Here is a 16,813-nt window from a genome sequence, read left to right on the forward strand (position 1 = left end):
TAGGCTGTGGGCGTGCACCTCGGCCCTCGCGTTCTCAACCGCACGCTGCTGCACCGCCAGGGCCTGCTCGCCCGCTCCGACACCGACCCGATCAGCATGGTCGAACACCTGGTCGGGTTGCAGGCCCAGGAGACGCTGCCGCCGTACCTCTCGCTCAACGCGCGCCTGGTCGACTTCGACCCAGGGGTGGTCAGCAGGGCGCTGGGCGGCCGGGACCTGGTCAGACTGCTGGTGATGCGTGGCACGATCCACCTGCTCACACCGGCCGATGCGTTGACACTGCGTCAGTTCTCCCAGCCCTGCCAGGACCGGGAACGCCGCAGCAGCCAGAACGTCCGGGAGGCCGCACACCTGGACCCGAGCGACATCCGCCGCGCCGTCGACGCCGTACTCGCTGACGGGCCCCTGCCGGTGCGAGTCCTCGGCGAAGCTCTTGCGCAGCGGTTCCCGGGTGTGGCTCCAGCACAGCTGGGGCAGCTCGCCCGGGTCGACAGCCCGTTGGTGCAGGTGCCGCCTCGGGGACAGTGGGCGGCCTCCGGTGGCGTGATCTACCAGCGCGTGGACACCTGGCTGGACGCGCCACTGACCGAGCCTGACGTGCCGGCCATCGTGCGGCGCTACCTGCGGGCCTTCGGCCCGGCTCTCGCCGCCGACGTGACGACGTGGTCGGGGGTCACGCGGCTCGGTCCGGTCCTGGCCGCGATGGAGGACCTGGTGCGGCACACCGACGAGCAGGGCCGCGTCCTCTACGACGTCGCCGACGGCGAGATCGTCGAGGAGGCGCCAGCACCGGCCCGGCTGCTCGGCACCTACGACAACATCTGGCTCTCCCACCGCGCACGAGACCGAGTCACCGACCCCGCGAAGCGGAGCCACTGGATGGGACCCAACGGCGGCGCCGGGATGGCGCTGTTCGTCGACGGCTGGCTGGAGGGCCTCTGGCGCGTCACCGACGGGGTTCCCGAGGTGCTGGCGGAGTTCCGGAGGTTCAGCCGTTCCGAGCGGCGCGAGCTGGACGACGAGCTGGCCCGGGTCGAGGCCCTGCTCGCCGTCAGAGCCAGTCGCGACGCTTGAACACGATGTAGAGCACCAGACACACCACGCCCATCAGGGCGATCGAGAACGGATACCCGAAGGCCCACGAGAGCTCGGGCATGCTGGAGAAGTTCATGCCGTAGACCGACGCGATCAGCGTCGGGGCGAACAGGATGGCCGCCCAGGCGGAGATCCGCTTGACCTCCTCGTTCTGGGCGTGCCCGGCCACGCTGAGACGCCGCATCTCCTCGTTCTGTTCCTGCGCGACCAGCGTTGCGTTGACGGTGAGCATGTCGCGCAGCAGCTGGCGGAACCCGTCCAGCGACTCCGCGACCGCGAGGATGTGGTCCTCGACGTCACGCAGGTAGCGCTGCAGCTCCTCATCGGTGTGGTACTTCTCGAACCCCTGCTTCAGCCCCTCGAACATGTTCACCAGCGGTGCGGCAGCGCGCTGGAACTCGATGACCTCACGGGTGAGCTGGTAGATGCGCCGAGACACTTGCGGATCCCCGTTGAAGATCTCGGTCTCGATCTCGTCGATGTCGTTCTCCAGGCCGGCCACCACCGGCGCGTAGCCGTCCACCACCCGGTCCATCACCGCGTAGAGCACGGCCTCGGGACCGAGCCGGAGCAACTCCGGCTCGCTCTCCAGCCGGCGGCGCACGGACCCGAGGTCGGGCGACTCACTGTGGCGCACGGTGACCACGAAGTCGGGCCCGACGAAGAGGTGGACCTCGCCGAACTCGACCTCCTCGGTGTCGTCGATGTAGCGCGCCGCCCGCAGGACCACGAACAGCAGATCGTCGTAGCGCTCGAGCTTGGGACGCTGGTGGGCCAGGATCGCGTCCTCCACGGCGAGCTCGTGCAGGTCGAACTCATGAGCCAGTGAGGCGAGCTCGCTGCGGTCGGGCCGGTAGAGGCCGATCCACCCCATGGAGTCGTCGGTGTCGCGCAGCTCCTGATACGTGTCGGGCAGGGCTTCGGGAGAGGAGACCCGGCGGCCGTCGACGTAGATCGCGGAGTCCACGAAGCTGTGCCGGAACGGTCGCGACGGGATGGCTCCGTCGTCGAGCATCGTGGGAGCCACCGACGTACGACGCCGGCGGCCACGGAAGCCACGCGGGGTCTGGTCGGACATGGTGCGAGCCTACTCAGAACACCGCGGGCCAGGTCAGCTCCAGCGCGATGTCCGCGCCAACAGGCCGGCAACCGCTGCCAGCCCGGCTGTCGAGGTGCGCAGCACCTCGCTGCCGAGCCTGACCGGCACGATCCCTGCAGCCTCGAACACCGCGAGCTCCTCGGGCGCCACCCCGCCTTCGGGCCCGACCACCACGACGATCCGGCCGTGGGAGGGCACCTCGAGCTGTGCGAAGGGAGTCTGCGCCCCTTCGTGGAGTACGACGGCGAGGTCGGCCTGATGCCCGAGCGCGACCACCTCGGCCGTGGTGAGCATCTCGGTCACGTCGGGGAACCAGGAGCGACGGGACTGCTTCGCGGCCTCGCGAGCGGTCGCGCGCCACTTGGCATGGGACTTCGTCGCGCGATCGCCACGCCAGACCGCGACGCAGCGACTCGCAGCCCAGGGCGCGATCGTATCCACCCCGATCTCGGTCAGCACCTCGACGGCCAGCTCGCCTCGATCGCCCTTGGGGATCGCCTGCACGACGGTGAGGTGCGGGACCGGCCGCTCACCCGTCCGGGCCTCGACGACGGTGACGGAGAAGAAGCGCTTCCCCGTCGCCGTCACAGGACCGGTGACCGAGCGCCCCCGCCCGTCGGTGAGCACGACGTCCTCACCGACACGCAGCCGGCGCACCGCGACCGCATGATGGGCCTCGTCACCGTCGACCTCGACCACTGCCCCGGGCACGACATCGGCCAAGGACTCGACCAGGTGAACGGGAAGGGACATGGTCAGTGCGGGTTGAAGGCGTCGCGGATCCGCCCGAAGACGCCGGCCTTGCCGCCGGCACGGATGCTCCCGGACGGGGTCTCCTCGCCGCGCAGCGCGGCGAGCTCCTTGAGCAGCTCGCTCTGCCGGGCGTCCAGTCGCTGCGGGGTCTCCACGATGGTGGTGACGATGAGGTCACCGCGTCCGACACCACGCAGGCCCGGCACACCGCGGCCCCGCAGGACCGTCTCGGTGCCCGACTGCGTGCCCGGCTTGACCTCGAGCTCGAAGCTGGTCTCGACGCCGGAGTCGGCGCCGTTCTCCACGTCGCTCTCCAGGGTGGGCATCGTCAACGTCGTGCCCAGGGCCGCTGCGGTCATCGGCACCGACACCGTGCAGTGCAGGTCGCTGCCGTGTCGGTCGAACGTCGGGTGGCGCGCCACCTTGATCTCGACGTAGAGGTCCCCGGCCGGTCCGCCACCGGGCCCGACCTCACCCTGCTCGGTCAGCTGCACCCGGGTGCCGGTGTCGACGCCGGCGGGGATCTTGACCGTGAGGTTGCGACGCGAGCGCACCCGCCCGTCGCCGGAGCACTCCCGGCACGGCTCGGGGATGATGGAGCCGAAGCCGCGGCACGCCGCGCACGGCCGCAGCGTGCGGATCTCGCCCAGGAACGAGCGCTGGACATGAGCCACCTCGCCCTGGCCATGGCAGGTCTCGCAGGTCACCGGCTTCGATCCAGGAGCGGCGCCGTCACCGTTGCACGTCGTACAGCGCACGGCGGTGTCCACCTTGAGCTCGCGCGTCACTCCGAAGGCCGCCTCGGCCAGCTCGATGTCGAGGCGGATCAGGGCGTCCTGGCCCCGGCGCATCCGCGGCTTGGGGCCACGACCGCCAGCAGCACCGCCGGGCTGGCCACCGAAGAACGCGTCCATGATGTCGGTGAAGGAGAACCCCGCACCCTGGCCGAAGCCGGCCTGGCCTCCGCCGAACGGGTCGCCGCCGAGGTCGTACTGGCGGCGCTTCTGCGGGTCGCTGAGGACCTCGTAGGCGTGCGAGACCTCCTTGAACCGCTCCTGGGTCTCCGGATCGGGGTTGACGTCTGGATGCAGCTGGCGCGCCAGTCTGCGGTAGGCCTTCTTGATGGTGTCGCCGTCAGCGTCGCGGGCGACGCCCAGCATCTCGTAGAGGTCTTGACTCACCTGATGTTCTTTCTCATGCCTCGTCGAGGATTCGGGTGACGTAACGGGCCACTGCCCGCACCGCCGCCATCGTCCCCGGGTAGTCCATGCGGGTCGGGCCGACCACGCCGAGTGTGGCCAACGCAGCATCGCCGGGGCCGTAGCCCGTTGCGACGACGCTCGTCGACGAAAGTTCCTGATAGGGCCCCTCATGCCCGATGCGCACGGTCACGGTGCCCCCGACGCTCGCCTCGCCGAGCAGCTTGAGCAGGACCACGTGTTCCTCCAACGCCTCCAGCATGGGGCGGATGGAGCCGTCGAACCCCTCGCCGAAACGGGCCAGGTTGGCCGCCCCACCCACGGCCACACGACCGTCGGCACGGTGGTCCGACATGGCTTCGACCAGGGTGGCGGTGACCGCCTCGGTGATCGCCTGCTGCTCGGGCGCAGCCGCGACCGCGAGGTCCCCGAGTGCCTGCGCCGCCACGGTGATGAGCTCTCCGGTGGCCGCCCGGTTGACCCGCGAGCGCAGGTCTGACAAGGCATCGTCGCCCAGCTCGGTGGCCAGCTCGACCAGCCGCTGCTCCACCCGGCCGCTGCTGAGGATCAGCACGGCCAGGAGCCGGTTGGGGGCGAGCAGCACGAGCTCGATGTGGCGCACGGTGGACCGGGCGAGGGTCGGGTACTGCACCACCGCCACCTGACGGGTCAGCTGGGCGAGCAGCCGCACGGACCGCTGCACGACGTCGTCCAGGTCGACAGCACCATCGAGGAACGTTGCGATGGCGCGCTTCTCCGCGGCGCTCATCGGCTTGACCGTCGTCAGCCGGTCGACGAACAGCCGGTAGCCCTTGTCTGTCGGCACCCGGCCGGCGCTGGTGTGGGGCTGGGCGATGAAGCCCTCCTCCTCCAGCGCGGCCATGTCGTTGCGCACCGTGGCCGGGGAGACCCCCAGCTGATGCCGCTCGACCAGCGCCCGGGAGCCCACGGGCTCCTCGGTCGAGACGTAGTCCTCGACGATCGCACGAAGGACGGCAAGTTTGCGGTCTTCGACCACCACACGATCCTCCTCGGGCTCGACTCCTGGCACTCCACCTGACTGAGTGCCAAGCGTACTAGGGTCTATCGACATGGCCGACTTCACCGCATCCACATTCACCGAGGTCGCCTCCCGGGTCTGGGTCGCACGGCACGACTGGCTCGACGTCAACGTGAGCGTGATCGGCGGTGAGCGTGGCCTCGTGGTCGTGGACACCCACTCCTCCGAGCGTGCCGCGCGCGGCGTGCTCGACGGCGTACGCCGCCTGGGGGCGGGGCCGGTGGTGGCCGTGGTCAACACCCACGAGCACTTCGACCACACCTTCGGCAACGCCGTGTTCCGTGACGAGTACGGCGCCGTCCCGATCCACGCCACCGACTGGGCAGCCGAGCACACGTCGGCGGCGGGCGAGCGGATCAAGCGCGCGTACGCCGTTGGGGACGACCCGCACCGGGTCGAGGTGCAGGAGACCCGCATCGTCCCGGCCGACCGGTCGTTCTCCTCCGCGCAGGTCATCGATCTGGGGGATCGTCAGGTCGAGCTGATCCACCCCGGGCGCGGCCACACCGCGGGTGACCTCGTGGTGCGGGTGCCCGACATCGACGTCATGCTGGCCGGCGACCTGCTCGAGGAGTCGGCACCGCCGGCGTTCGGGGCGGACTGCTTCCCGTTCGACTGGCCGGCGAGTCTCGACCTCATGATCAGCCTGTTGAGCGACACCTCCGTCGTGGTGCCCGGGCACGGCGCGATCGTGGACCTCTCGTTCGTGCAGGACCAGCGCAACGACATCGGGACCGTCGCGGAGACCATCCGCGACCTCGCCGGGCGCGGGGTTCCCCGGGCGCAGGCGCTGGAGGTCGGTGAGTGGCCCTACCCGAGCGACCTGCTCGTCGCGGCGGTGGACCGTGGCTACGACCAGCTGCCGCGAGGCGGGCGCCAGCTCCCGCTGGTCTGACGGCGACGAGCCCAGGCCGCGCGGCGAAAGAGCAGGAACATCCCGATCCCGACCCAGACCAGCCACGGCATGCCCACCAGCCAGGAGACCCCGATCAGGATCAGCAGCACGGGCAGGAACGGCAGGCGCGCACGAGGCCGCGGCGACACCGGCACCGGTGCCCGAGGAGTCGCCACGGGCTGCGGCAGGTCACGGAACAGCGGCGCGACGTCGCTCCAGGTCCGGGCCGCCAGTGCTGCGTCCGCCCGCTCGTCGTACTCCTCACGGTCCAGGCGACCCGCGGCGAAGTGCTCCCCGAGCGCCCGGATCGCGTCATCGCGCTCGGCGTCACCGATGCGCACGTTGCCCTTGGTGAGCTGGGTCTGCCAGGAGTTCAGGGCCGGCCATGCGTCGTGGACCTGGCCCCGCATCGAGTGGAACGCGTGGCTCATTCCGGCTCCCCTTCCGCCAGCAGCCCGTAGAGCCGTCGCCTGGTCTCCCCCAGCACGTCGGCGGCCTCGGCCCGCTGCTGGTCGGTGCCGGAGACCATGATCTGCCAGACGGCCCCCATCACCTGGCCGATCACCGGCTTGAGGTCGCCCACGCCGGCGGCCGCAGCGACCTCGTCACCGGTCGCCTCGAACGGACGCCAGGTGGCACGCAGCTCGTCGGGATGCTCGGCAACATACGTGCGCCCTTCCTCGGTGAGGACCAGGACCCGCCTTCCCTCACGCTCCTGCCCCTCGATGAGACCCTCGTCCTCCAGTTGCTGGACCGTCGGGTAGACCGAACCCGGACTGGGCTTCCACGCCCCTGCGCTGCGCTCGGAGATCTGCTGGATGATCTGGTAGCCGTTCATCGGCTCGACCGCCAGCACATCGAGGATCGCGGCCCGGACGTCGCCGCGCCGTACCTTCGGCCCGCGCGCCTTGGCGCCCATGTCGGGACCACCGAAGCTGCGCACCAGCTCCTGGACCCACGGGGGTGGCCCGGGGCGACCTCGGCCACCGGGGCCTCGCCCCTTGTGTCCCGACATCCCCTCGGCGGCCCATCCCGGACCGACCCATCCCTGTCCCCATCCGTGTCCCATGTCGAAATCCCTCACTCTTGTCACGACGACGAACCGATACGCTCACGATATATCGCGACTGTTCACCCTTCAACCCACCTGTCGCAGATGTACATGAATTTCCCGTCGACCTGTCGCAGATGCACGTGAGCGATGTACATCTGCGACAGGTGAGCGCGTTTCGGGCGTACATCTGCGACAGGTCGGGGCTAGCGTTGGGGAGTGAATCCAACCGATCGGTACGGCGGCGACGTGCTCGCGACCGACTGGCGCGCCCCGAAGCGAGGCCGCGCGGTCGAGGCGGAGGCGACCCCAGGCCTCGTCGTGGAGGAGGTCACCACCGACTGGTGCGGCGAGATCGTGGCCGTGGACCGCGACCTCGACACGGTCACGCTGGAGGATCGCCGCGAGAAGCGGCGCACCTTCCCGCTCGGCCCCGGCTTCCTGCTGGAGGGCAGACCGGTCATTCTGGTCCCACCGAGCCGCGCCGGCGCACCCGCGGCACCGACCCGCACCGCGTCCGGTTCGGTCGCGGTGCCGGAGGCCCGAGCCCGGGTGGCGCGAGCCAGCCGGATCTTCGTCGAAGGCCGCCACGACGCGGAACTGGTCGAGAAGGTCTGGGGTGCCGACCTACGCATCGAGGGCGTGGTGGTCGAGTACCTCGACGGCGTGGACGACCTCGCCGAGCACCTCCGCGACTTCCGGCCGGGGCCTCAGCGCAAGGTCGGCGTCCTGGTGGACCACCTCGTCGCGGGCTCCAAGGAGAGCCGGATCGCCCAGGCCGTGCAGCGCTCACCGGTGGGCAAGCACGTCTTGATCGTGGGCCACCCCTACATCGATGTGTGGGCCGCGGTGAAGCCCGAGAAGCTCGGCCTGAAAGCCTGGCCGAGCGTCCCACGCAGCATCGAGTGGAAGAAGGGGGTGTGCCAGCACCTGGGCTGGCCGCATCGCGACCAGGCCGACATCTCCCGGGCCTGGAAGACCATCTTGGGAAAGGTCTCGTCGTATCAGGATCTCGAACCCAGTCTCTTGGGTAGGGTTGAGGAACTGATCGACTTCGTCACCAACGACTGACTGCCACCGCTCGACTACCTGATGAGGAAGCGCCAATGTCGGACACCGAGGGCACCCCGGACTTCACCAAGAGGCCGGACCAACCGGCAGACCAGCCGCCGCCGGCACCGCCGTACGGACAGACGCCAACGCCGCCCTACGGGCAGCCGCAGCCGCCCCAACAGCCCTACGGCCAGCCGCAACAGCCGTACGGCGCACCCGCCCAGCAGCCCTACGGTGCCGCCGCGCCCGCTGGTGCCCCGCTGCGCCCCGACGAGGAGAAGACCTGGGGGATCCTGGCCCACGCCGGCGGCTTCATCCTCGGGTTCATCTCCCCGCTGATCGTGTGGCTGGTCTTCAAGGACCGGTCCGCCTGGGTGGATCGCACGTCCAAGGAGGCCCTGAACTTCCAGATCTCCTATGCCATCTACCTGTTCGCCTCCGGCATCTCGATCTTCCTGCTCGTCGGGATCATCCTGTTCCCGGTCGTGATCGTCGCCTACTACGTCTTCATGATCATCGGCATCGTCAAGGCGGCCTCCCTGCAGGACTACCGCTTCCCGTTGATCCTGCGACTGGTGAGCTGACCTCAGGGCAGCAGGTCGCGCACCACGGCGTCTGCGAGCAGCCGCCCCTCGACCGTGAGCACCAGACGGTCGGACTCGATCACCAGCAGTCCCCGGTCGACCAGACCGGGGACTGCTGCCGTCCCGGCCACATCGAGGACGTCGAGCGGCAGCCCTGAGCGCAGCCGGACCTCCAACAACACCCGTTCGGTGCGCCGTGCGGAACGGTCGAGCACCTCGCGCGCGTGCACCGGGCTGAGTCCGGCAGCCAACCGCTCGGCGTACGCCGCCGGGTGCTTGACGTTCCACCAGCGCACCCCGCCCACGTGGGAGTGCGCGCCGGGTCCCACTCCCCACCAGTCGGCGCCGGTCCAGTAGAGCCGGTTGTGCAGGCACTCCTGGTCCGCCGTGCTGGCCCAGTTGGACACCTCGTACCACCCCAGCCCGGCCGCGGAGAGCAGGTGGTCGGCCATGAGGTACTTGTCGGCCAGGTCGTCGTCGTCGGTCATCTCGATCTCGCCGCGGCGCACCTGGCGGGCCAAAGCCGTCCCCGCCTCCACGATGAGCGCGTACGCGCTCACGTGGTCCGGCGCACACGCCAGGGCGGCCTCCACGGAGAGCCGCCAGTCGGCCTGGGTCTCCCCCGGTGTGCCGTAGATGAGGTCCAGGCTGACCTTGTCGAACCCAGCGTCACGGGCCCAGCCGACGACCGCCGGCACCCGACGCGGGTCGTGGGTGCGATCCAGGGTCCTGAGCACGTGGGGCACCGCGGACTGCATGCCGAAGGAAAGCCGGTTGAAGCCCGCGGCCCGCAGCGCCTCCAGGTCTGCGAGGTCCACGCTGTCGGGGTTGGCTTCGGTGGTGACCTCGGCATCCGGTGCCACCCCGAACTCGGACCGGACCGCCGCCAGGATCGAGCCGAGATCCGCACTGCTCAGCAGGGTCGGCGTACCGCCCCCGAAGAACACCGTCCGCACCGGTAGGTCCACGTCGCCGAGGACTGCTCGGGCGCGGCGGATCTCGGCGATCGCGGCCTCAGCGTAGGTCGCTCGTGAGGCACCCGGCGCCGTGCTGGCGCCACCGAGCTCATCGGCGGTGTAGGTGTTGAAGTCGCAGTAGCCGCAGCGCACCGAGCAGAACGGGACGTGGACGTAGAGCCCGAACGGGCGATCCCCCAACCCGTCCAGCGCGGACGACGGCAACGAGCCATCCGCGGGTGCTTCATCCCCGGGGGGCAGGGAGGACGGCATGTCGCCATCCTCCCAGAGGCCGGCAAGCGGCTCAGATCGGGACGTTGAGCGTGGCGACGTACCCCTCGTCGACCGAGCCGGTCAGCTTCGCCATCTGCAGCGAGTAGCCGTCGGAGAAGACCATGTCGGTGTCCAGCGAGGTGCTCTGAAGGTTGGCGGCGCTGGCGTCGTAGCCGTCCGCGTTGTCGTAGACGTCCTGGCAGGCGTCCTCGGGCAGCGCGATCTGGGAGGTCCGCAGCTTGTTGCTCGCCGTGGTGGCGTCCTCGACCGAGGGGTAGACCTCGAAGTGGATGTGCGGCCACCGCCCGTCGTACGCGGCGGGGAAGATGCTGGTGAACGTCAGCGCCCCGGCACTGTCGGACTCCTGTACGCCGCGCAGGTAGTTCTCCTCGACGATCGCCTCCGAGTACATGGAGTACTCCCCGTCGCGGTTGCAGTGCCACAGGTACACAGCCGCACCGGAGAGCGGCGCGACGTCGGTGCCGTTCAGGTCGACCAGCGTGAGGTTGATGGTCAGCGGGACGCCCTCGGCGACGCCGGAGGCACCAGCGAAGGAGCTGGTGATGTCCTGACGGATGATGCCGCTCTCGCTCAGCACGTCCACTCCGTTGGAACCGTCTGCGGGATAGGGACCGGCGGTCTCCTCGGGGATCTCACCGTCTGTCGCGGCCGTGCTCGCGGCCGTGCTCGCCTCCGAGCTCGCGGCGGTCGTGGCGGTGCTCGCGTCCGAGCCTGCGATGGAGCAGCCGGCCACCGTGGCCACGCCGATCCCTCCCAGCAGGCCGAGCATCCCGCGCCGGCCGTAGCCCCGCGAGACGATCGTGGGCAGGTCGTGCGCGAGCCCCTTGTCGTGGTCGTGCAACTCGTCGTCTTGGTCGTGGTGATTGCTCATGACGCCATGTCACCGCGGCAGCCTGTGCGTCGCCTGTGTCACCTCTGTGCAGCGCGGTTGAGTTCCACTGAGGCCGTGCGGCTCAGCTGTAGAGGGCCACGATGGCCTCGCGGTTGTTGTCCTCCACGACCTTGCGCTTGACCTTCATCGACGGCGTCAGCTCCCCGGACTCGACCGTGAGGTCGTGGTCGAGGATCACGTACTTCTTGATCGTCTCCCAGCGGTTCAGTCGCCCGTTGAGCTCATCGACGTAGCCGGAGACCATCGTGTTCACCGCCGGGCTGCTGACGATCTCCGTGTACGACGCGCCCTCCATGCCGTTCTGCTTGGCCCAGTCAGTCATCTGGTCGGGGTCGAGGGTGATCAGCGCGACACAGAAGTTGCGTTCGGCCCCGACCACGAGGAACTGGCTCGCATAGGGGCACACGGCCTTGAACTGGGACTCGATGGCAGACGGCGCGATGTACTTGCCGCCGGAGGTCTTGAACAGGTCCTTCTTCCGGTCGGTGATCTTGAGGAACCCCTCGGAGTCCAGCTCCCCGATGTCACCGGTGTGCAACCAGCCGTCGGGGGTGAGCGCCTCGGCCGTCTGCTCGGGCAGGTTGTGATAGCCCTCCATGATGTGGGGGCCCTTGACCAGCACCTCGCCGTCCTCGGCGATCTTGACCTCGCTGCCGGTGAAGGCCGGGCCCACCGAGCCGAACTTGTAGTGGTCGGGGTGGTTGACGAACGCCCCCGCCGAGGTCTCGGTGAGTCCGTAGCCCTCGAGGATCACGATCCCTGCCGCGTGGAACCACTCGGCCACCTCGCGGTTGAGCGCGGCGGCGCCGGAGATGAAGAAGCGGACCCGGCCACCGAAGCGATCGCGGATCTTGCTGAAGACCAGCTTGTCGAAGACAGCGTGCTGCAGCTTGAGGTGCAGCGGGACCGACTTGCCGTCCCGCTGGAGCTGATCGACCTTCAGCCCGACCGCGAAGGCCTGCTTGAAGATCTTCTCCTTCACCCCGCCCTCGGCCGCCTGCATGGTGACGATCCGGCCGTGCGCCTTCTCGAAGATCCGCGGAGCCGCGCCCATGAAGGTCGGCTTCACGACGGCGAGGTTCTCGATGATCTTGTCGACCCGGCCGTCGACGGCGGTGGCGAAGCCGCAGGCCATCTGGGTCGACAGCAGGACCTTGCCGAAGGAGTGCGCCATCGGGAGCCACAGGAACTGCAGGTCGGTCTCGTCGAGGATGCCGTGGGCCTTGATGACCTCGCCCTCGTAGACCCAGGAAAGATGCCGCAGCCGCACACCCTTCGGTCGCCCGGTCGTCCCTGAGGTGTAGATCAGGGTGGCCAGCTGGTCGGGCTCGATCGCCTCGGCGTGGTCGGTCACGGCCGTCGGGTTGTCGGCGAGGTAGGCATCGCCGAGCACCGCGAGGTCCTCCATGCCGATCACCCAGTCCCCGTCGGTCTTGCCGTCGAAGGTGACCACCTTGATCACCTGCGGGATCTCGGAGCGGTGCGAGACCAGCTTCGCGATCTGGGTGTCGTCCTCGGCGAAGACGATGCGGCAGTCGGAGTCACTCAGGATGTAGGCCGTGTCGTCGGCGTTGGTGGACTGGTAGACGGTGGTCGTCGCGGCACCTGCGCAGGTGATCGCGAGATCCGCGAGGATCCACTCATACCGGGTCGAGGATGCGATGCCGACCCGCTGCTCCGGCTCGATCCCCAGCGCCATCAGGCCCGCCGCCAGACGGTTGACCTGGTCGCCGGTCTCCTTCCAGGTCACGCTCTCCCATCGGTCTCCCACGGGGTAGCGGTATGCCTCACGGCTCCCGCTTTGCTTCACCCGATCCAAGAACTGCACCGCGACGTTGCGCGGCATCGACTCGAGAAACGACGCGTCGTGATTGATCGGCATGGTTCTCCTGCGCTCTCCGGGAAAGGCTGTGACGCAAGTAACCTAGATCACGATGCTACGCGGCGGTAGGGATCAGGCCCGCGCGGCGACGTAGGCCTCGGCCATTTCCCTGGCTTCCGCGATCAACCCGTCGACCTTGAGCAGCTGAGGTAGCAGCGAACGGTCAGTGTTCAGGGCCCGGAACATCGTGCTGACGCTCACTCCGTGACCCGGTCGGTGCACCACCACCAGCTCGTCGCCAGCCGCCAACGTGCCCTCCTGGACCACCCGGAGGTAAGGACCCGGGCGCCCCAGTGCGGCGAAGCGCTTGACCCACGCCCGGTTCTCGTAGCCGGAGAAGCCCATCCAGTTCTTGAAGTCGTTGCACGGGGTGCGCACGGAGCTGATCTCGAGCAGGGTCGAACCGATCAGCCACCGTTCACCGATCTCGGCATCGTTGACGTCGATGCCGCTCGTGGTCAGGTTCTCGCCGAACTGGCCGTCGCGGATGTCCTGCCCGAGTTCGGCGGCCCAGTGGTCCAGGTCCTCGCGGGCGAAGGCGTAGACAGCCGCGTCGCGGCCACCGTGATTGACCGTGTCGGAGACCTGGTCGCCCTCCAGGCCACGAGCGGCCACCTGAACGGGCCCGGTGACCGCATGCTTGTCGATGGAGGTCCGGCCGATCGCGGCCCATTCACGGGTCTGGGGCCGACCGACGTTGACCGAGCGGATGAAAGCCATGATCAGATTGTGTCGTATCGCGCCGATGCTGTTCGTGGACAGGGTGACGACAACGCATGGCGGCGCCAGCCGCCGAACCACCACAGGAGGACAGAGATGTCGCAGTACCTGCTTTCCGTTCATGGTTCCATCGACGACACGATGCCGCCCGAGGACGAGATCCAGCGCATGTACGCCGCCACGGGCAAGTTCAACGACGAGCTCCGCTCCTCGGGCAAGTGGGTGTTCGCCGGCGGTCTGCATCCGATCACCAGCGCCACCGTGGTGGACGGGACCGGGACCGGGACGGTGATCACCGACGGCCCCTACGTCGAGTCCAAGGAGTACCTCGGCGGATTCTGGGTGATCGAGGCCGAGGACCTCGACGAGGCCCTGGCCCTGGCCGCCCGTGGCTCGGCCGCCTGCGGTGGCAAGGTCGAGGTCCGCCCGTTCCAGGACGTCTGAGTCCTTGCCCGACGATGACCTCACCGCGCAGATCAGCGGCGTCGTCAGGGCCGAGTACGGCCGCGTCGTCGCCGGTCTGATCCGGCGCTTCGCAGACGTCGACCTCGCCGAGGACGCCCTGTCCGAGGCGCTGGTCGTCGCGCTCCAACGGTGGCCAGCTGACGGAGTGCCGCCCAACCCCGCCGCGTGGCTGACCCGAGTGGCCGGCAACAAGGCCATCGACCGGATCCGCCGCGAGCGGGTCCGCGACGCCAAGTACGCCGAGGCCGCCATGCTCACCGATGACACCCCGCACGAGCCCACCGGGCCGGTGGAGGACGACCGGCTCCGGCTGATCTTCACCTGCTGCCACCCGGCGATCGCGCGACCCGCCCAGGTGGCCCTGACGCTGAGGCTGCTGGGCGGCCTCACCGTCGGCGAGATCGCTCGGGCCTTCCTGGTGCCCGAGACCACGATGGCCCAACGGATCACACGGGCCAAGTCCAAGATCAAGCAGGCACGCATCCCCTACCGCGTGCCCCAGCAGGGTGACCTGGAGGTCCGCCTCGACGCTGTCCTGACCGTGCTCTACCTGATCTTCAACGAGGGCTACCTCTCCTCCGGGAACGCCGACCCGATCCGCACCGAGCTGTGCAGCGAAGCGATCCGCCTGACTCGCCAACTGCGCGCCCTTGACGCCGCGGTGGGCTCCCCGCCGGAGGTCGACGGCCTCCTCGCTCTGATGCTGCTCCTGGAGGCCCGCAGGCGGGCGCGGGTCGCCGACGGCATCCTGGTCACCCTGCCCGACCAGGATCGCTCACGGTGGGATCACAGCCTGATCGACGAGGGACACGCGCTGGTCCGGCACTGCCTCGCGGTGAATCGACCCGGCCCCTACCAGCTCCAGGCGGCGATCAACGCGGTGCACACCGATGCGCTGGACGCCTCGATGACCGACTGGAAGCAGGTGGTGGCGCTCTACGACCAGCTGCTCCGGGTCTCCCCCGGCCCCGTCGTGGCCCTCAACCGAGCCGTGGCTGTCGCCGAGCTCGACGGTCCCCAGGTGGGGCTCGCGATCGTCGACGGCCTCCCCCTGAGCGACTACCACGCCTGGCACGCGACCCGCGCCGATCTGCTGCGGCGACTCGGGCGCGACGACGAGGCGCGGGCGGCGTACGACCGGGCGATCGAGCTGACCGAGAACGCCGCCGAACGCAGCTGGCTCGGGCGACGCCGCGACACCCTCGGCTAGCGTGGCGGGCATGGTTACCTCGCCGGAGCGCGACGAGCCGGACGTGATCGCGTTCGGCGATGCGTCGGCCTTCGAGGCCTGGCTCGAGACGCACTCGGACCACCCCGCAGGTGTGTGGATCAAGATGGCCAAGAAGGCGTCGGGAATCCCCTCCATCAGCGAGGACGAGGCCGTCGACGTCGGCCTGTGCTTCGGCTGGATCTCGGGTCAGCGGAGGTCCCACGACCACGACTTCTACCTGCAGAAGTACGTCCCGCGACGCCCGCGCAGCCGGTGGTCACTCGTGAACGTACGCAAGGTCGAGGCCCTCACCGACGCGGGCCGGATGCGCTCAAGCGGCCTCGCCGAGGTCGACGCAGCGAAGGCGGACGGCCGCTGGGAGGCCGCCTATCCCCCACAACGCGAGGCAGGCGTTCCCGACGACCTGGCGGCGGCGTTGGCCGCCCACCCGGTCGCAGCCGCGGCGTTCGAGGCTCTTGGAGCCTCGGCGCAGTACGCGGTGATCCTCGACGTCCTCACCACCCGCACACCCGCCAACCGTGCCGCCCACATCGAGAAGGCGGTCAGCTCGCTGGCTAGTCGGCCAGCATCGTGAGGACCGCGCGCTCCAGCCCCGCCTGCCGGGCCGCGGGGTCGGCGTACTGACGCTTGAGCGCTGCGGCGATGGTCACCCCGTTCTCGTAGAGGTCGATCACCCGAGGGTCGATGTAGGCCGACTTCGCGACCGTCGGGGTGTTGCCGAGGAACTCCGAGACCTCCACCGCAGCAGCGCGCACCGCCCGGGCCCGCGACGCCTTGGTGTCGCCGGGCTCCTCGCTGGCAGCCAGCGCAGCGGCCGCCAGCACCGTCGCGTGCCACGTGCGGAAGTCCTTGGCGGTGAGGTCCTCCCCCGTGCTGGTGCGCAGGTAGTCGTTGACCCGGGCGGCGTCGAGGTCGACCCACCGACGCGCCTCCTTGTAGGCCAACAGGCGGTCACTTCCGCCGCGGCGGCGTCGCATCACCTCGATGGCCGAGATCGCCAGCGGATCATCGATCTCGATGCGGTGCTCGATGCCCGACTTGCCGACGAAGTCGAACACGAGGCGACCACCGCGCCCCGACACGTGCCGACGCTCGAGCGTCGTGAGACCGAACGAGCCGTTGTCGGCGTAGGCATCCCCGCCGATCCGGAAGTAGCCGAGGTCGAGCAGTCGGACGGCCGTCGCCGCGGCACGGTCCAGGTCCATTCCCTCACTGCCGAGGTGCGTCAGAAGAGTACGACGGGCCGCTGGCAGCCGCTTCGCAGCCTGGGTGACCCGGTCGAACTTGAGCTTGTCGCGCTTGATCCGCCACTCGGGGTGGTAGAGGTACTGCCTCCGGCCCGCCTCATCGGTGCCGACCGCCTGCAGGTGGCCGTTGGGAACTGGGCAGATCCACACGTCGGACCAGGCCGGCGGGATGACCAGCGCCTTCACCCGCGCCACCTCCTCGGCGCCCAGCCGTCCTCCAGCAGCATCCAGGTAGACGAAACCGCTGCCGGCCCGTCGCCGGGTCCAGCCGCGGGAGTTGGGGGAGACCGTCCGCAGGCGAGCCATCACGTCAGGCTAGGTGAGCCAGCCCTGCTCG

General features: G+C 69.4%; 18 protein-coding genes. 7 read left to right on the forward strand and 11 right to left on the reverse strand.

Features of this window, described 5'->3' with window-relative positions:
• The first annotated feature begins 12 nt into the window (after positions 1 to 12).
• On the forward strand, positions 13 to 1,074 hold the full coding sequence (locus AB7I40_RS21650) for a winged helix DNA-binding domain-containing protein (RefSeq protein ID WP_428347042.1): 1,062 nt from the start codon (positions 13 to 15) through the stop codon (positions 1,072 to 1,074).
• On the opposite strand, the gene corA is transcribed toward AB7I40_RS21650, so the two are convergent.
• From corA to hrcA, 4 genes are read right to left on the reverse strand one after another with little or no spacing between them, the layout of a single operon-like run.
• Positions 1,052 to 2,173, reverse strand: coding sequence for a magnesium/cobalt transporter CorA (gene corA / locus AB7I40_RS21655; protein WP_428347043.1), 1,122 nt, complete (start codon positions 2,171 to 2,173; stop codon positions 1,052 to 1,054). The two genes, AB7I40_RS21650 and corA, sit on opposite strands and share 23 nt — an antisense overlap.
• Positions 2,174 to 2,206: 33 nt before the next feature.
• Positions 2,207 to 2,947 carry a 16S rRNA (uracil(1498)-N(3))-methyltransferase gene (locus AB7I40_RS21660; RefSeq protein ID WP_428347044.1) on the reverse strand — a complete coding sequence of 247 codons (741 nt, stop codon included), beginning with the start codon at positions 2,945 to 2,947 and terminating at the stop codon, positions 2,207 to 2,209.
• 2 nt (positions 2,948 to 2,949) lie between these two features.
• Positions 2,950 to 4,128, reverse strand: coding sequence for a molecular chaperone DnaJ (gene dnaJ, locus AB7I40_RS21665; protein WP_428347045.1), 1,179 nt, complete (start codon positions 4,126 to 4,128; stop codon positions 2,950 to 2,952).
• A 13-nt stretch (positions 4,129 to 4,141) separates the two neighbouring features.
• Positions 4,142 to 5,164, reverse strand: a complete 1,023-nt coding sequence (gene hrcA, locus AB7I40_RS21670) for a heat-inducible transcriptional repressor HrcA (RefSeq protein WP_428347046.1) — start codon at positions 5,162 to 5,164, stop codon at positions 4,142 to 4,144.
• Between the two features lie 73 nt (positions 5,165 to 5,237).
• Here hrcA and AB7I40_RS21675 point away from each other — a divergent pair, with 73 nt between their 5' ends.
• The gene (locus AB7I40_RS21675; protein WP_428347047.1) at positions 5,238 to 6,101 is read left to right on the forward strand and encodes an MBL fold metallo-hydrolase; all 864 of its coding nucleotides are present in this window, start codon (positions 5,238 to 5,240) and stop codon (positions 6,099 to 6,101) included.
• Here AB7I40_RS21675 and AB7I40_RS21680 read toward each other — a convergent pair.
• Together AB7I40_RS21680 and AB7I40_RS21685 are read right to left on the reverse strand one after the other, a co-directional pair.
• Positions 6,056 to 6,532: a DUF1707 SHOCT-like domain-containing protein gene (locus tag AB7I40_RS21680; protein ID WP_428347048.1), complete on the reverse strand. Its 477-nt coding sequence runs from the start codon at positions 6,530 to 6,532 to the stop codon at positions 6,056 to 6,058. The genes AB7I40_RS21675 and AB7I40_RS21680 overlap by 46 nt on opposite strands.
• Positions 6,529 to 7,170, reverse strand: a complete 642-nt coding sequence (locus tag AB7I40_RS21685) for a PadR family transcriptional regulator (protein WP_428347049.1) — start codon at positions 7,168 to 7,170, stop codon at positions 6,529 to 6,531. Before AB7I40_RS21685 ends, AB7I40_RS21680 begins: the two co-directional genes overlap by 4 nt.
• 201 nt (positions 7,171 to 7,371) lie before the next feature.
• Between AB7I40_RS21685 and AB7I40_RS21690 the strand changes: the two genes are divergently transcribed.
• Positions 7,372 to 8,223 carry a DUF3097 domain-containing protein gene (locus tag AB7I40_RS21690; RefSeq protein ID WP_428347050.1) on the forward strand — a complete coding sequence of 284 codons (852 nt, stop codon included), beginning with the start codon at positions 7,372 to 7,374 and terminating at the stop codon, positions 8,221 to 8,223.
• A 35-nt stretch (positions 8,224 to 8,258) separates the two neighbouring features.
• On the forward strand, positions 8,259 to 8,789 hold the full coding sequence (locus AB7I40_RS21695; RefSeq protein ID WP_428347051.1) for a DUF4870 domain-containing protein: 531 nt from the start codon (positions 8,259 to 8,261) through the stop codon (positions 8,787 to 8,789).
• Between the two features lie 2 nt (positions 8,790 to 8,791).
• Here AB7I40_RS21695 and hemW read toward each other — a convergent pair whose 3' ends face one another.
• The 4 genes from hemW to AB7I40_RS21715 all read right to left on the reverse strand — a co-directional run bounded on the left by hemW (position 8,792) and on the right by AB7I40_RS21715 (position 13,533).
• On the reverse strand, positions 8,792 to 10,018 hold the full coding sequence (hemW, locus tag AB7I40_RS21700; RefSeq protein WP_428347052.1) for a radical SAM family heme chaperone HemW: 1,227 nt from the start codon (positions 10,016 to 10,018) through the stop codon (positions 8,792 to 8,794).
• Positions 10,019 to 10,049: 31 nt separating this feature from the next.
• Positions 10,050 to 10,910 carry a 3,4-dioxygenase subunit beta gene (locus AB7I40_RS21705; RefSeq protein ID WP_428347053.1) on the reverse strand — a complete coding sequence of 287 codons (861 nt, stop codon included), beginning with the start codon at positions 10,908 to 10,910 and terminating at the stop codon, positions 10,050 to 10,052.
• Positions 10,911 to 10,992: 82 nt separating this feature from the next.
• Positions 10,993 to 12,813: an AMP-dependent synthetase/ligase gene (locus tag AB7I40_RS21710; RefSeq protein ID WP_428347054.1), complete on the reverse strand. Its 1,821-nt coding sequence runs from the start codon at positions 12,811 to 12,813 to the stop codon at positions 10,993 to 10,995.
• Between the two features lie 72 nt (positions 12,814 to 12,885).
• Positions 12,886 to 13,533: an MOSC domain-containing protein gene (locus tag AB7I40_RS21715; RefSeq protein ID WP_428347056.1), complete on the reverse strand. Its 648-nt coding sequence runs from the start codon at positions 13,531 to 13,533 to the stop codon at positions 12,886 to 12,888.
• A gap of 96 nt (positions 13,534 to 13,629) precedes the next feature.
• On the opposite strand from AB7I40_RS21715, the gene AB7I40_RS21720 reads away from it, so the two are divergent.
• From AB7I40_RS21720 to AB7I40_RS21730, 3 genes are read left to right on the forward strand one after another with little or no spacing between them, the layout of a single operon-like run.
• The gene (locus tag AB7I40_RS21720; RefSeq protein ID WP_428347058.1) at positions 13,630 to 13,977 is read left to right on the forward strand and encodes a YciI family protein; all 348 of its coding nucleotides are present in this window, start codon (positions 13,630 to 13,632) and stop codon (positions 13,975 to 13,977) included.
• 4 nt (positions 13,978 to 13,981) lie between these two features.
• Entirely contained in the window at positions 13,982 to 15,208 is a 1,227-nt protein-coding gene (locus AB7I40_RS21725; RefSeq protein WP_428347059.1) for an RNA polymerase sigma factor, read from the forward strand.
• Between the two features lie 10 nt (positions 15,209 to 15,218).
• A complete protein-coding gene (locus tag AB7I40_RS21730; RefSeq protein ID WP_428347060.1) occupies positions 15,219 to 15,803 on the forward strand; it encodes a YdeI/OmpD-associated family protein in 585 nt (194 codons plus the stop codon).
• On the opposite strand, the gene AB7I40_RS21735 is transcribed toward AB7I40_RS21730, so the two are convergent.
• A complete protein-coding gene (locus tag AB7I40_RS21735) occupies positions 15,784 to 16,782 on the reverse strand; it encodes a DNA topoisomerase IB (protein WP_428347061.1) in 999 nt (332 codons plus the stop codon). The two genes, AB7I40_RS21730 and AB7I40_RS21735, sit on opposite strands and share 20 nt — an antisense overlap.
• Positions 16,783 to 16,813: the final 31 nt, after the last annotated feature.

It is taken from the genome of Nocardioides sp. (genome assembly GCF_050246775.1).
Classification (GTDB): domain Bacteria; phylum Actinomycetota; class Actinomycetes; order Propionibacteriales; family Nocardioidaceae; genus Nocardioides.

Excerpts from the sequence above, each read along its gene's own strand:
- AB7I40_RS21735 (WP_428347061.1), bottom strand. The coding sequence starts at position 16,782 with ATGGCTCGCCTGCGGACGGTCTCCCCCAACTCCCGCGGCTGGACCCGG.
- AB7I40_RS21675 (WP_428347047.1), top strand. The coding sequence starts at position 5,238 with ATGGCCGACTTCACCGCATCCACATTCACCGAGGTCGCCTCCCGGGTC.
- AB7I40_RS21680 (WP_428347048.1), bottom strand. The coding sequence starts at position 6,532 with ATGAGCCACGCGTTCCACTCGATGCGGGGCCAGGTCCACGACGCATGG.
- corA (WP_428347043.1), bottom strand. The coding sequence starts at position 2,173 with ATGTCCGACCAGACCCCGCGTGGCTTCCGTGGCCGCCGGCGTCGTACG.
- AB7I40_RS21685 (WP_428347049.1), bottom strand. The coding sequence starts at position 7,170 with ATGGGACACGGATGGGGACAGGGATGGGTCGGTCCGGGATGGGCCGCC.
- AB7I40_RS21730 (WP_428347060.1), top strand. The coding sequence starts at position 15,219 with ATGGTTACCTCGCCGGAGCGCGACGAGCCGGACGTGATCGCGTTCGGC.
- AB7I40_RS21660 (WP_428347044.1), bottom strand. The coding sequence starts at position 2,947 with ATGTCCCTTCCCGTTCACCTGGTCGAGTCCTTGGCCGATGTCGTGCCC.
- AB7I40_RS21705 (WP_428347053.1), bottom strand. The coding sequence starts at position 10,910 with ATGAGCAATCACCACGACCAAGACGACGAGTTGCACGACCACGACAAG.
- AB7I40_RS21695 (WP_428347051.1), top strand. The coding sequence starts at position 8,259 with ATGTCGGACACCGAGGGCACCCCGGACTTCACCAAGAGGCCGGACCAA.
- AB7I40_RS21720 (WP_428347058.1), top strand. The coding sequence starts at position 13,630 with ATGTCGCAGTACCTGCTTTCCGTTCATGGTTCCATCGACGACACGATG.
- AB7I40_RS21715 (WP_428347056.1), bottom strand. The coding sequence starts at position 13,533 with ATGGCTTTCATCCGCTCGGTCAACGTCGGTCGGCCCCAGACCCGTGAA.
- hemW (WP_428347052.1), bottom strand. The coding sequence starts at position 10,018 with ATGCCGTCCTCCCTGCCCCCCGGGGATGAAGCACCCGCGGATGGCTCG.
- AB7I40_RS21710 (WP_428347054.1), bottom strand. The coding sequence starts at position 12,813 with ATGCCGATCAATCACGACGCGTCGTTTCTCGAGTCGATGCCGCGCAAC.